General features: G+C 70.1%; 12 protein-coding genes. 7 read left to right on the top strand and 5 right to left on the bottom strand.

All coding sequences use genetic code 11. The features are described 5' to 3' along the window. Positions 1-219 precede the first annotated feature (219 nt). The 5 genes from BKK79_RS05415 (at position 220) to BKK79_RS05435 (ending at position 5,476) form a co-directional block, all read left to right on the top strand. Positions 220-1,785, top strand: a complete 1,566-nt coding sequence (locus BKK79_RS05415) for an ABC transporter ATP-binding protein (protein ID WP_071011747.1) — start codon at positions 220-222, stop codon at positions 1,783-1,785. Continuing rightward, the gene (locus tag BKK79_RS05420) at positions 1,778-2,869 is read left to right on the top strand and encodes an ABC transporter permease (RefSeq protein WP_071037286.1); all 1,092 of its coding nucleotides are present in this window, start codon (positions 1,778-1,780) and stop codon (positions 2,867-2,869) included. The genes BKK79_RS05415 and BKK79_RS05420 overlap by 8 nt, the downstream gene beginning before the upstream one ends. Positions 2,870-2,878: 9 nt before the next feature. Then, a complete protein-coding gene (locus tag BKK79_RS05425) occupies positions 2,879-3,799 on the top strand; it encodes an ABC transporter permease (RefSeq protein ID WP_071011743.1) in 921 nt (306 codons plus the stop codon). Between the two features lie 57 nt (positions 3,800-3,856). Further along, positions 3,857-5,002 carry a BMP family ABC transporter substrate-binding protein gene (locus BKK79_RS05430; RefSeq protein ID WP_071011742.1) on the top strand — a complete coding sequence of 382 codons (1,146 nt, stop codon included), beginning with the start codon at positions 3,857-3,859 and terminating at the stop codon, positions 5,000-5,002. 180 nt (positions 5,003-5,182) lie between these two features. Next, the gene (locus tag BKK79_RS05435) at positions 5,183-5,476 is read left to right on the top strand and encodes a YkvA family protein (RefSeq protein ID WP_071011740.1); all 294 of its coding nucleotides are present in this window, start codon (positions 5,183-5,185) and stop codon (positions 5,474-5,476) included. Between the two features lie 75 nt (positions 5,477-5,551). Here the strand turns inward: BKK79_RS05435 and BKK79_RS05440 are convergent, their stop codons facing one another. From BKK79_RS05440 to BKK79_RS05455, 4 genes are all read right to left on the bottom strand, one after another. Then, on the bottom strand, positions 5,552-6,532 hold the full coding sequence (locus BKK79_RS05440) for a quinone oxidoreductase family protein (protein ID WP_071011739.1): 981 nt from the start codon (positions 6,530-6,532) through the stop codon (positions 5,552-5,554). A 77-nt stretch (positions 6,533-6,609) separates the two neighbouring features. Then, a complete protein-coding gene (locus BKK79_RS05445) occupies positions 6,610-7,011 on the bottom strand; it encodes a methylglyoxal synthase (RefSeq protein WP_071011737.1) in 402 nt (133 codons plus the stop codon). Positions 7,012-7,105: 94 nt separating this feature from the next. Next, positions 7,106-7,894, bottom strand: a complete 789-nt coding sequence (locus BKK79_RS05450; RefSeq protein WP_071011736.1) for an SDR family oxidoreductase — start codon at positions 7,892-7,894, stop codon at positions 7,106-7,108. 49 nt (positions 7,895-7,943) lie between these two features. Then, entirely contained in the window at positions 7,944-8,870 is a 927-nt protein-coding gene (locus BKK79_RS05455) for a DMT family transporter (protein WP_156811166.1), read from the bottom strand. 292 nt (positions 8,871-9,162) lie between these two features. Between BKK79_RS05455 and BKK79_RS05460 the strand changes: the two genes are divergently transcribed. Further along, positions 9,163-10,233, top strand: coding sequence for a Bug family tripartite tricarboxylate transporter substrate binding protein (locus BKK79_RS05460; RefSeq protein ID WP_084084501.1), 1,071 nt, complete (start codon positions 9,163-9,165; stop codon positions 10,231-10,233). A gap of 140 nt (positions 10,234-10,373) precedes the next feature. After that, a complete protein-coding gene (locus BKK79_RS05465) occupies positions 10,374-10,862 on the top strand; it encodes a MarR family winged helix-turn-helix transcriptional regulator (protein ID WP_071011734.1) in 489 nt (162 codons plus the stop codon). Between the two features lie 13 nt (positions 10,863-10,875). On the opposite strand, the gene BKK79_RS05470 is transcribed toward BKK79_RS05465, so the two are convergent. Next, positions 10,876-13,218: a xanthine dehydrogenase family protein molybdopterin-binding subunit gene (locus BKK79_RS05470; RefSeq protein ID WP_071037287.1), complete on the bottom strand. Its 2,343-nt coding sequence runs from the start codon at positions 13,216-13,218 to the stop codon at positions 10,876-10,878. Positions 13,219-13,317: the final 99 nt, after the last annotated feature.

Genomic DNA, 13,317 nt, shown 5'->3' on the forward strand with positions numbered 1-13,317 from the left:
GCATGCGACTTGCAACTTCCCTGCAACCGTTGCGGGGCCTGGAAACGACCGAGAAACAACAGGCCGCGGCCCCGCCCGCTTATATAATCCGAGCAAAATGACAGGCATCACGGAAGCATGATGAATGCTGCAATGCGTCGCCGCCATGCTGCGCTCGCACTGCCGCGTTTTCCGCCATACCGACAATACGTTGCTGCCCATACGAAACGAGCCGCCTCAGTGACACAACCCACCACCCCAAGGCTGGCGCTTGCCCATATCACCAAGCGCTACCCCGGCGTGACCGCCAATGACGACGTCAGCCTCAGCGTCGCGCCCGGCGAGATCCACGCTGTCCTCGGCGAAAACGGCGCCGGCAAGTCCACCCTGATGAAGATCATCTTCGGCGCCGTCAAACCCGATGCCGGCGAGGTGCACTTCAACGGTGCCACCGCCGCCATCTCCAGCCCGCACGATGCCCGCAACCTGGGCATCGCCATGGTGTTCCAGCATTTCTCGCTGTTCGACACGCTGACGGTGGCCGAGAACATCGCGCTGGGCCTGCCGCAGGGCAGCCGCGGCACCGGCATGAAGCAGCTCGCCGAGCAGATCCGCACCACGGCGGAGCGCTACGGCCTGCCGCTCGAGCCCAACCGCCACGTGCACACGCTGTCGGTCGGTGAGCGCCAGCGCGTGGAAATCGTGCGCGCCCTGCTGGCCAGGCCGCAGTTGCTGATCCTCGACGAGCCGACCTCGGTGCTGACACCGCAGGCCGTGGAAACCCTCTTCGTCACGCTGCGCCAGCTGTCGGACGAAGGCACCAGCATCCTCTACATCAGCCACAAGCTCGACGAGATCCGCGCGCTCTGCCATCACGCCACCGTGATGCGCATGGGCAAGGTGACCGGCGTGTGCGACCCGCGCCAGGAAACCGCGGCCTCGCTGTCGCGCCTGATGATCGGCGGCGAGCCGCCTCGCGAGGCGCGCATCGCCACCGAGCGCGGACCGGTGCGCCTGACCGTGCGCGGCCTGTCGCTGCCGCGCGCGCATGCCTTTGCCACCGAACTGGAGAAGATCGCGCTGGACGTCCACGCCGGCGAGATCGTCGGCATCGCGGGCGTCTCGGGCAACGGCCAGCAGGAACTGCTGGGCGCGCTGTCCGGCGAAGATACGCGCGCCGACCATGGCGCCGTGGCGCTGGCGGGCAAGCCGGTAGGCCGGCTCGACGCGCGCGCGCGCCGCCGCGCCGGCCTGTCCTTCGTGCCGGAAGAGCGCCTCGGCCGCGGCGCCGTACCGGGCATGAGCCTGGCGGCGAACACGCTGCTGTCGCACCAGGCGCCGCCCTATGTGCGCCACGGCCTGGTCTCGCCGAAAGCTGCCGCCGGGCTGGCGGCCGCCGTCATCAGCCGCTTCCGCGTCAAGGCCGCCGGGCCGCAGGCGCTGGCCAAGAGCCTGTCGGGTGGCAACCTGCAGAAGTTCATCGTCGGCCGCGAGATCGAGAGCGGCCCCAAGGTCCTGATCGTGGCCCAGCCCACCTGGGGCGTCGACGTCGGCGCCGCGGCGCAGATCCACAACGAGATCCTGGCGATGAAGGCAACCGGCTGCGCGATCCTGGTGGTATCCGAGGAACTCGATGAGCTGTTCGCCATCTGCGACCGGCTGCATGTGATCGCCAAGGGCAGGCTGTCGCCCTCCATCCCCACCGAGCAGGCCACGCGCGAGCAGGTGGGACTGTGGATGAGCGGCCTGTGGGAAGGCGGGCCGGCCAGCCGGCACGAAACCGCGGAGGTGGCCCATCATGGCTGACCTGCTGCCCTTCGCGCTGGCGCCGCGCGGCGAGCCCTCGCGCCGCATGGCCTATGCCTCGCCCGTTTTCGCCCTGCTGCTGACCCTGGCCTTCGGCGCGCTGCTGTTCGTGCTGCTGGGCAAGGATCCGGTGGCCGCGCTCAAGGTCTTCCTGGCCGACCCGCTCAAGGACAAGCGCGCCATCGGCGAGGTGCTGCTGAAGACCGTGCCGCTGGTGCTGTGCGCGCTCGGCCTGTCGGTCTGCTACCGCGCCAATGTGTGGAACATCGGCGCCGACGGGCAGCTGATCGTCGGCGGCATCTTCGCCGGCGCCACCGTGCTGTGGTTCGACGTGCCTGGCCACACCATCAACGGCACCGTGGTGCTGGTCCTGGCATCGCTGGCCGGCATTGCCGGCGGCATGCTGTGGGCGTCGCTGACGGCGGCCCTGCGCGACCGCTTCAACGCCAATGAGATCCTGGTCTCGCTGATGCTGACCTATATCGCCCAGCAGGCCATGCTGTACGTGGTCAACGGCCCGCTCAAGGACCCCAACGGCATGAACTTCCCGCAGTCCAAGGTGTTCTCGCCCGAGTTCCTGCTGCCCAACCTGCTGCCCGGCTCGCGCCTGCACGCGGGCTTCGCCGTGATGCTGGTGCTGGTGGTGCTGATGACGGTGTTCATCTTCCGCAGCTTCGCCGGCTACCGGCTGCAGGTCGGCGGCACCGCGCCGCTGGCGGCGCGCTATGCGGGCTTCTCGGCACGGCGTTCGCTGTGGAACGCGCTGCTGGTGTCCGGCGGCACCGCCGGGCTGGCCGGCGCCTTCGAGGTCACCGGGCCGATCGGCCAGCTGCTGCCGTCGATCTCGCCGGGCTACGGCTTCACCGCCATCATCGTCGCCTTCGTCGGCCGCCTGCACCCGGTGGGCGCGGTGTTCGGCGGCATCGTGATGTCCCTCTTCTACATCGGCGGCGAGATGGCGCAATCGCGCCTCGGACTGCCGTCGGCCATCGGCTGGGTCTTCCAGGGCATGCTGCTGTTCTTCCTGCTCGCCTGCGACACGCTGATCGAGAACCGCCTGCGCTGGCGCACCCGGACTGCCTGAACCCGACCCATGGAACAACTCGCTCCCCTCATCGCCACCGCCATCAACGCAGGCACGCCGCTGCTGCTCGCGGCGCTCGGGCTGCTGATCAACGAACGCGCCGGCGTGCTCAACCTGGGTGCCGAAGGCATGATGCTGGTGGCCGCCGCGCTCGGCTTCATGGTCGGCTACCAGACGCAGTCGCCGATGCTCGGTTTCCTCGCCGGTGCCGCCGCCGGCATGCTGATGGCCACGCTGTTCTCCTGGCTGGCGCTGGTACTCGCCACCAACCAGGTCGCCACCGGGCTGGCGCTGTCCATCTTCGGCACCGGGCTGTCGGCCTTCATGGGCCAGCGCTTCGTCGGCTACGCCATGCCGGCCCAGGCCAGGTCCATCCCCGGCCTGGCCGACCTGCCCTTCTTCGGCCCCGCCTTCTTCCAGCAGCACTGGATGGTCTATGCCAGCGTGCTGCTGTGCTTCGCCATCATGTGGTTCCTGTTCCGCACGCGCGCCGGCCTGGTGCTGCGCGCGGTCGGCGAATCGCCCGAGTCGGCGCACGCGCTCGGCTATCCGGTGCGGCTGATCCGCTTCGGCGCGCTGCTGTTCGGCGGCGCCTGCTGCGGCCTGGCCGGCGCCTACCTGTCGCTGGTCTACACGCCCATGTGGGTGGAGAACCTGGTGGCCGGGCGCGGCTGGATCGCGCTGGCGCTGACCACCTTCGCCACCTGGCGCCCGGGGCGCGTGCTGGTCGGTGCCTGGCTGTTCGGCGGCGTCACCATCCTGCAGTTCTACCTGCAGAGCATCGGCGTGTCGGTACCGTCGCAGGTCCTGTCGATGCTGCCCTATGCCGCCACCATCGTCGTGCTCGCGGTGATCTCGCGCAACCCGGCCTGGATCCGCCTCAATATGCCCGCCTCGCTGGGCCGCCCATTCCGGCCCGGCAGCGCCTGAGCCCGCCCCCCTTTCACTGCCTACACAACAGCCATTACCACAAGGAGAAATCGAATCATGATCATGACGCGCAGGAAGACCCTGGCAGCCCTGGCCGCCACCGCGCTGCTGGCCCTGGCCGGCTGCGGCAAGAAGGAGGCCGAGAAGCCGGCCGAGACGGCGGCGCCCGCCTCCGCTCCGGCGGCCGAGCAGAAGGCCGAGCCGCTCAAGGTCGCCTTCGTGTACATCGGACCGGTCGGCGATGCCGGCTGGACCTTCGCCCACGACGTGGGACGCAAGGCGGTGGAAGAGAAGTACGGCGACAAGGTCAAGACCACCTTCGTCGAGAACGTGCCCGAATCGGCCGCCGACGCCGAGCGCGTGTTCCGCGACCTGGCCAGCCAGGGCAACAAGCTGATCTTCGGCACCAGCTTCGGCTTCATGGAGTCGATGCTGAAGGTGGCCAAGGAATTCCCGGACGTGAAGTTCGAGCATGCCACCGGCTTCAAGACCGCCGACAACCTGGCCCAGTACGACGTGCGCACCTATGAGGGCGCCTACCTGGCCGGCGTGGTGGCCGGCAAGATGAGCAAGACCGGCAAGATGGGCGTGGTGGCCTCGGTACCCATCCCCGAGGTGATCCGCAACATCGACTCGTTCACGCTGGGCGCGCGCAGCGTCAACCCGAAGGCGACCGTCAAGGTGGTCTGGGTCAACAAGTGGTTCGATCCGGGCAAGGAACGCGAAGCGGCCACCACCCTGATCGGCCAGGGCGTCGACATGCTGATGCAGAACACCGACTCGGCGGCCGTGGTGCAGACCGCCCAGGAAAAGGGCGTGCATGCCTTCGGCTGGGACAGCGACATGAGCAAGTTCGGCGACAAGGCCCACCTGGCCGCGTCGGTGATCTCCTGGGGCGTCTACTACAACAAGGTGGTCGGCGACGTGCTCGACAACAAGTGGACCAACGGCACCAGCTGGTGGGGCCTGAAGGAAGGCATGATCGACCTGAAGGCGTTCAACGCCGACGTGACGGATGACGTCAAGGCGCTGGTGGAAGCGCGCAAGAAGGGCATCGTCGACGGCACCGCGCCGATCTGGAAGGGTCCGCTGAAGGACAACACCGGCAAGGAACAGCTGGCCAAGGACCAGGTCGCCGACGACGGCTTCCTGCATGGCATCAAGTTCTACGTCGAAGGCGTGGAAGGCAAGATCCCGGGCTGATTGCCGCCCTGCCATGGCGGACGGTGCATGCCTGCGGGCATGCACTATCAGCCACGCTCTCCGGCGGCGCAGCTTGCCGGAACTTGAAAGCGCCGCCTGCGGACCAAGATAGTCCGCAGGCGGCGTTTTTCATGGTGCCCACCGGCTTGGCCGCCTTCGCATGTGAAGGAGCCCTCTCAAATGTGGAAAAGATTTTCCGCCCTGCTGACGCTGGTGCGGCGTGACGGCCGCCTGCTCTGGCACGCGCTGCGCCATCCCGACGCACCGGCCTGGCTGCGCCCCGCCACCGCCGGCCTGGTGCTGTACGCGCTGTCGCCGATCGACCTGATTCCCGACTTCATCGCCGGGCTGGGGCTGGTGGACGACGTGGTGCTGATTCCGCTCGCCGTCCACTTCATGCTCAAGCGCCTGCCGCCCCACGTGCTGCGGCAGGCCGAGGCGCGCGCCGGCGCCACCACGGTGCGGGCGCGCTGAGCGGACCCTTGAGGGGGCCCTCGAGCGGGCCCGCACCGCGGCCGGCGCGCAAGGCCGGCCCGATGAGGCTCGGGCTCAGGCCCAGGGCAGCAGCACGGTGGAGCCGGTGGTCTTGCGGCCCTCCAGGTCGCGGTGCGCCTGCGCTACCTCGGACAGCGCGTAGCGCTGGTTGACCTCGATCTTGACCTTGCCCGAAGCCACCACCTCGAACAGCTCGGCCGCCATCGGCTCCAGCAGTTCGCGGTGCACCACGTAGGTCATCAGCGTCGGCCGGGTCAGGCGCAGCGAGCCCTTGTTGCCGAGCACCGAGATATCCACCGGCGGCACCGGGCCGGAGGCGTTGCCGAAGCTGACCATGGTGCCGCGCGGCGCCAGGCAGTCCAGCGAACCGTTGAAGGTGTCCTTGCCGATCGAGTCGTAGACCACCGGCACGCCTTTGCCGCCGGTGATCTCCTTGACCCGGTCGACGAAGGATTCGCTGGTATAGAGGATGGTATGGTCGCAGCCGTGGGCGCGCGCCAGGGCCGCCTTCTCTTCGCTGCCGACCGTGCCGATCACGGTCGCACCCAGGGCCTTCAGCCATTGGCAGGCGATCAGGCCGACGCCGCCGGCGGCCGCGTGGAACAGCACGGTATCGCCGGGCTGCACGCGATAGCTGTCGCGCAGCAGGTACTGCGAGGTCAGCCCTTGCAGCATCATGGCGGCGCCCTGCTCGAAGGAGATCGACTCCGGCAGCCGCACCACGATGTCGGCGGGCATCACGCGCACCTGCGCGTAGGCACCGGTCGGGCGACCCGCATAGGCCACGCGGTCGCCGGCCTTCAGGTGGCCCACGCCCGCGCCCACCGCCTCGACCACGCCGGCACCTTCCATGCCCAGGCCAGCCGGCAGCGGCTGCTTGTACAGGCCGGTACGGAAATAGACGTCGATATAGTTCAGGCCGACCGCCTCGTGGCGCACGCGCACCTGGCCGGGGCCGGGCTCGCCCACCTCGACGTCGACCCACTGCATCACCTCGGGACCGCCGGTCTCCGTGATACGGATGGCTTTGCTCATCACAGTTCTCCTCTCGTTGGCATACGGCATGGCAGGAGACCGTCCGGCGCCTGCGCGGCGCGGACGGCCGGGAAGACTCACGCCGTCCGTTCGGCGGCGGCGTGCCGCCGGCACAGTTCGGCGATCAGCAGGTCCGCGGTGGCCACGTTGGTGGCGCAGGGCACGTTGTGCACGTCGCAGGCGCGCACCAGCGCGTTGATGTCGGGTTCGTGCGGCTGCGGCGTCATCGGGTCGCGCAGGAAGAACACCGCCGCCACCCGGCCCTCGGCCAGGCGCGCGCCGATCTGCAGGTCGCCGCCCCAGGGGCCGGACAGCATGCGCGTGACCTCGAGGCCGAGCTCGTCGGCCAGCCGGCCGCCGGTGGTGCCGGTGGCCACCAGCTCGCACTGGGCGAGGAAATCGCGGTGGCGGCCGGCGAAGGCGACGATATCGTCCTTCTTGTGATCGTGGGCGATCAGCGCGATGCAGGGGCGGGTCATCTCATTTCCTCATGGCAAGACAGGGCGCGTGCCGCGCGCCGGGGCGCGGCCCCGGGTACGCGGCTCGGAAAACGGCAGCTCAGCAAGCACCCGCTCAGAAGGTGCCGGGATACGCGCCGCCATCGAGCAGGATGTTCTGCGCGGTGATGTAGGCGGCCTGGCGGCTGCACAGGAAGGCGCAGGTGGCACCGAACTCGGCCGGATCGCCGAAGCGGCGCGAAGGATTCAGCGCGGCCCGCTTGCTGGCCACCTCCTCGACGCTCAGGCCGGCCTTCTTGGCACCGCCCTCCATGGTCTTGAAGAGGCGGTCCGTGTTGAACGGGCCCGGCAGCAGGTTGTTGACGGTCACGCCGTGCTGGGCCACTTCGCGCGCCAGGCCGGCAATGAAGCCGGTCAGGCCGGAACGCGCGCCGTTGGACAGGCCGAGCACGTCGATCGGCGCCTTGACCGCGCCGCTGGTGATGTTGATGATGCGGCCCCACTTGCGCGCGATCATGCCGTCGACGGTGGCCTTGATCAGCTCGATCGGGGTCAGCATATTGGCGTCCAGCGCGGCCAGCCAGTCGTCGCGGCCCCAGTCGCGGAAGTTGCCCGGAGGCGGCCCGCCGGCATTGTTGACCAGGATGTCCAGGTCGCCCAGCTTGGCCACCGCCTCCAGCGCGGCCTGGCGGCCGGCCGAGGTGGTGATGTCGGTGGCCACCGCCACCACGCGGCGGCCATGCCGGGCGCGCAGGTCGGCCGCGGCCTTCTCCAGCGCCTCGGCGCCGCGCGCCACGATCACCACGTCGACACCCTCCGCCGCCAGCGCGTCCGCGCAGGCGAAGCCGAGGCCCTTGCTGGCGCCGCACACCAGCGCATGCTTGCCACGCAGTCCGAGATCCATCTCACTCTCCTTGTCTTGTTCGTCAGGTTCGGGAATGCCGCCGCGCTGCTCAGGCCTTGCGCGCCGACAACAGGTACATGCCGCCCAGCACCAGCGCGCTGCCGGCCAGCTGCGCGCCGGAGATCGGCTCGCCCAGCAGCCAGAAGCCGAGCAGCAGCGTGGAGACCGGCCCGATCATGCCGGCCTGGGATGCCATCGGCGCGCCGATGCGGGCCACCGCCACCATGGTCAGCGAGACCGGCAGCACGGTACAGAACACCGCATTGACGGCCGACAGCCAGAGCACCGGCGCGGGCTGGGCCAGCTCACCGAGCGTGCGGCCCAGCAGCAGGTATTGGAGCGCGCAGCAGGCCGTGGAAACGCACATGGCGTAAGCCACCAGGCGCAGCGAGCCGACGCGCCGCACCAGTTCGCCGCTGGCGATCAGGTAGATCGCATAGGTGGCCGCGCTGCCCAGTACCAGCGCGCCGCCCAGCCACACGCCGTTGCCGCTGACATCGAGGTCGTGCGCGAACACCAGCACGATGCCGGCGTAGGCGAGCAGCAGCGACAGCCACTGACGCGGGGCGATCGAGCGCTTGAACAGCAGAGCGGTGGCCAGCAGCACGAAGGATGGCGTCAGGAACAGGATCAGGCGTTCCAGCCCCGCGGTGATGTACTGCAGGCCGAGAAAATCCAGAAAGCTCGACAGGTAGTAGCCGATGAAGCCGAGAAAGACCACGCGGCCGCGGTCGGGCCAGGACAGTGCCGGCAGCCGGCGCGACTGCCACCAGCCGATCGCCATGAAGAGCGGCACGGCGAACAGCATGCGCAGCGTGATCACCATCACCGCGTCGACCTGGTAGCGGTACATCAGCTTGGCGACGATGGCCTTGGCGGAGAACAGCACCGCGCCGATGGCGGCAACGGCCAGTCCCCCGCGCGAGGGCGCATGGGCCTCGGCCGGCAGGGTCAGGGTTTTGGGGGACGCGGGCACGGCTAGGATGGCTTCACCGCCGCGCCGGGGCGATGGCGTGCGGTCGTAAGTGAGTCGGTGCAAAACAGGGTCGGACGGACGACGCGACGATTGTATGCGAAAAGCGCCGCGTGCATCGGCCGTCCCTCGCCCCCCCGAAACACCTTCCCTTGACCATCCCTGCGCCGCCCCGGTGCGACGGCTGGCAGCGCTGCGCGCGGTGCCGTATGCTGTGCGCCCTGCCTCGCTTCGCGGCGCGGCCTGCCCCGGCAGAAACAATGCCAGACAATACCAAGCAAGGAGAGACTCCCAGATGGCAACCCTGTCCGCACCCACACTGCATCCGCACCAGCCTGCCGCGTCCGGCACGTCCGGCACGTCCGGCGCCCCGACACTCCGGCGCCGCCGGCTGCTGACGGCGGCGCTGGCCGGCACGCTCGGCGGCGGCCTGGCGGCGCTGGCGCTGCCGGCCGCGCATGCCGCCGGCGACTTCCCCGCCAAGCCCATCCGCTTCATCGTCCCCTACGCCGCCGGCGGCACCACCGACCTGGTGGCGCGCACCGTGGGCGAGAAGGTCGCGCAGAAGCTGGGCCAGCCGGTGGTGGTGGAAAACCGGCCTGGCGCCGGCGGCAACATCGGCATGGACGCGGTGGCCAAGGCCGCGCCGGATGGCTATACCATCGGCTTCGGCGCCATCTCGACCAACGCCCTGAACCCGCACATCTACCAGCACGTCCCCTTCGACCCGCGCAAGGACTTCACCGCCATCAGCCTGCTGGGCAACTCGACCATCGTGCTGGAGGTCAGCCCCTCGCTGCCGGTCAAGAGCGTGCCCGAGCTGATCGCCTACACCAAGGCCCATCCCGGCCTGACCTTCGCCACCGCCGGCGCCGGCACTTCGATGCATCTGGCCGGCGCGATGTTCTCGCAGATGACGCACACCAGCCTGGTCCACGTGGCCTACAAGGGCAGCAGCCCCGCCATCAACGACATGCTGGGCGGCCACGTGCAGGTGATGTTCGACAACCTGCCGGCCTCGCTGCCGCACATCCAGGCCGGCAAGCTGCGTCCCCTCGCGGTGGCGGGCAAGAACCGCTCGCCCTCGCTGCCCAACGTGCCGACCCTGGCCGAGGCCGGCCTGCCCGGCTACGCGGTCGATCCCTGGTTCGGCGTGTACGGCCCGGCCAACCTGCCGGCGCCGGTGGTGCAAGTGCTCAACGCTGCCTTCGTCGAGGCACTGGGCCAGGCTGCCGTGCGCGAGAAGCTGATGCAGGCCGGCTTCAGCCCGCAGGGTTCCAGCGCGGCGGCGCTGCAGGCGCTGACGCTGCAGGAGTACGAGCGCTTCGGCAAGGTGGCCAAGAGCGCGGGTATCACCGTCGACTGAACCCCGCCCGGGTGCCCGACGACGCAGCCGGTCCCGCAGCGGGCCGCGCTGCGTCACCGGCACGCCTTGCCGGGATCACGCATCGGCATCATGCCTTCGTCGGTATACTCGGGGCACTCCTCTCTCGCACCACGATCGACGTGCCCTCTTCTCCCGACCAGCCCGCCGGCCAGGCCGACACCGGCTACGACTTCACCGAGCAGGTGGGCCACCTGCTGCGCCGCGCCTACCAGCGCCACGTGGCGATCTTCCAGCAGACCATCCCGGATTCGCAGCTGACCGCCGCGCAGTTCGTAGTGCTGTGCGCGGTCAATGAGCGGCAATCCTGCTCGCTCAACGAGATCGTGCGCGCCACCGCGATCGACCAGGCCACCGTGCGCGGCGTGATCGAACGGCTCAAGGCGCGCAAGCTGATCGCGGTCTCGCACGATCCCAACGACCGCCGCAAGGTGGTGGTCACGTTGACGCCGGCCGGCCTCGACCTGGTGCGCGAGACCGTGCCGTTCGCCCAGCGCATCTCCGAACAGACCTTCGGCGGCCTGAACCCGGCCGAACGCGTGGCGGTGACCTACCTGCTGCGCAAGATGAGCGAATTCGACGAGCGCGGCGGCGCCGACGACGAACGCTAGCGCCAGCCCCGCCTCAGCCTCCGCGCTCGCCGTGATCGCGGGCCGCCAGCGCGGCCTGCACGGCCTCGGGGGTGAACGGCGGCCGGCACAGGCGCAGGCCGGTGGCATCGAACAGCGCGTTGGCCACGGCCGGCGCGCCCGGCAGGGAGGCGGATTCTCCCGCCCCCAGCGGCGGCTCCGCCTGGCGCGGCACCAGCACCACCTCGATCGGCGGGATCTCCGGGAAGGTCAGCAGGGGGTAGCTGCCCCATTCGCGGCTGGCCACGCCGGCACCGTCGAAGCGCACCTGCTCCTTCAGCACGCGGCTCAGTGCCTGCACCACATTGCCGTGGACCTGGTGCCTCACGCCGTCCGGGTTGACCATCATGCCGGTGTCCTGGCCCACGACGATCCGTTCGACGCGGATGCTGCCGCTGGCCGCATCGACGCAGAGATCGAGGATCCACGCCGCCCACGCCGCGCCGAAGCCCGGGAAGCGGCTGTGGATATAGCGGGCATAGGCCACGCCGCGTCCGCGCAGGCGCCCGTCGGCGTCCGGCACGCCACGCGAGCCGCGCGCGCCGCGTTGCCAGCCCGCCGCCCGGGCCACGGCGCGCAACAGTTCCGCGGCGCGCTCGTCTGGCAGATGCCGCAGGCGGAAATCCAAGGGATCGGCGCCCGCCGAGGCCGCCAGTTCATCAATCATGGCTTCGTGCGCGAAGGTGTTCGGCAATGCCGAGACGCCGCGCAGCCACGAAGCACGCACGATGGCCGGGGTGTCATCGCAGGCGATGCGGCGGCTGGCATAAGCGTAGGGCGGCACGGCGGTGCGATCGCCCATCTCGAGCGTGCGCGGTGCGTTGGACACCTGCCCGGTGAGCAGCAACGCCAGCGTCGGGGCATCGTTGGACGGATAGCGGCTGACGAAGTCGTAAACCAGCAGTTCGCCGCCGGCGCCCAGCGTGGCGCTGACATCCATCAGTTGCGCCGCGCCCTTCGGCTCCCACAGGTGCTCCTGCTCGCGCGATAGCTGCACGCGCACCGGACGGCCCACGGCACGCGACAACAGCACCGCATCGGCACTGGCGTCGTCGGCACAGTTGCGGCCATAGCAGCCGGCCGCCTCCATGCGCACGATCTCGATGTGCGCCTCGTCCAGCCCGCACAATCGTGCCAGGTCGATGCGCAGCACATGCGGATTCTGCGTGCCGGACCAGACCGTCAAGCCTTCATCGCGCCAGTCGGCGAGCGCGCACGAGGGCCCGATGGAGCCGTGCATCTGGTAGGGCCAGACGAAGCGCCGCGCCAGCGTGGCGGCGGCCCCCGCCGGCACCGTCGCGCCCTCGTCCAGCAGCGCGCGGCGCGTGGCGGGATTGGCGCGCAGCGCGGGCTCGGGGTCGTCGAGCGCGGGCAGCGGCGGCACCGGCTTCCAGCGCACGCGCAGGCGGCGGGCCGCCAGCACCGCATGCTCCTCGCGCTCGGCCACGACGCCGACGAAGTCGCCCTGCACCACCACCGCGACCAGGCCTGGCACCCCGGCGACGGAGGCTCGGTCGACCTCCAGCAGGCTGGTGCCGACGAAGCCGCCACTGTCGCGGCCGGCATACGGCGGGCGCACCACCCGTCCATGCAGCATGCCGGGCACACGCACGTCGTGCACGAAGGTCAGCTCGCCATATACCTTGCCCGGGATGTCGACGCGCCCCGCCGCGCGCCCGACGATGCGGTAGGACTCGACCGGCTTGGTGGGCCCGTCGTCGGCCAGCGGCAGCTCGATATGCTCTCCCGCCACCAGCGCCCCGTAGCCGATCCGCTCCCGCGTCCCGCGCGGATCCGCCGGACCCGCTACGCGCCATGCGCCGTCCTCGGCCTCGAGCGCGTCGGCAGGCACACCGAGCCGCTGCGCGGCGCGCGCCTGCAGCCACGCACGCGCCTGCGCCGCGGCGCGGCGCAGCGGTATGGCGGAGATCTGGATCGAGGCGCTGGCGATGGTCGGCCCCTGGTTGGGGGTCGCCTCGGTATGGCCCAGCACCATGCGCACGCGCGACAGCGGCACATCCAGTTCCTCGGCCACGATCTGCGCCAGCGCGGTGCGGATACCGGTGCCCAGGTCCACGTGGCCGTTGAAGGCCAGCACCTCGCCGCTTTCGCGCACCGCCACGAAGATGTCCGGCAAGGCCGGCACGTAGTCCGAGGCGGCGCCCGGCTGGCCCGGCGCCGGCCGCGCCGCCGCCTGCGGCGCACGCGTCACCAGCAGCACGCCGCTGGCCTGCAGCAGCGCCAGGCGCTGCGCGCGCGGGGAGGAGCTCGTCGCAGCGGCATCGTGTCGGGGATCGTGCCGGGGATCGGGATTGGTGTCGAAGAGAGTCGCCGTCATGGATCCTGGATGCTTTACCGCCGGGTACCGGCCACCGCGCGGGCGGCCATGGCTGCCGGTATCCTGCCATAGCTTGGGTACGACGACGCGCCGGACCAA

This window comes from Cupriavidus sp. USMAA2-4 (assembly GCF_001854305.1).
GTDB lineage: Bacteria > Pseudomonadota > Gammaproteobacteria > Burkholderiales > Burkholderiaceae > Cupriavidus > Cupriavidus malaysiensis.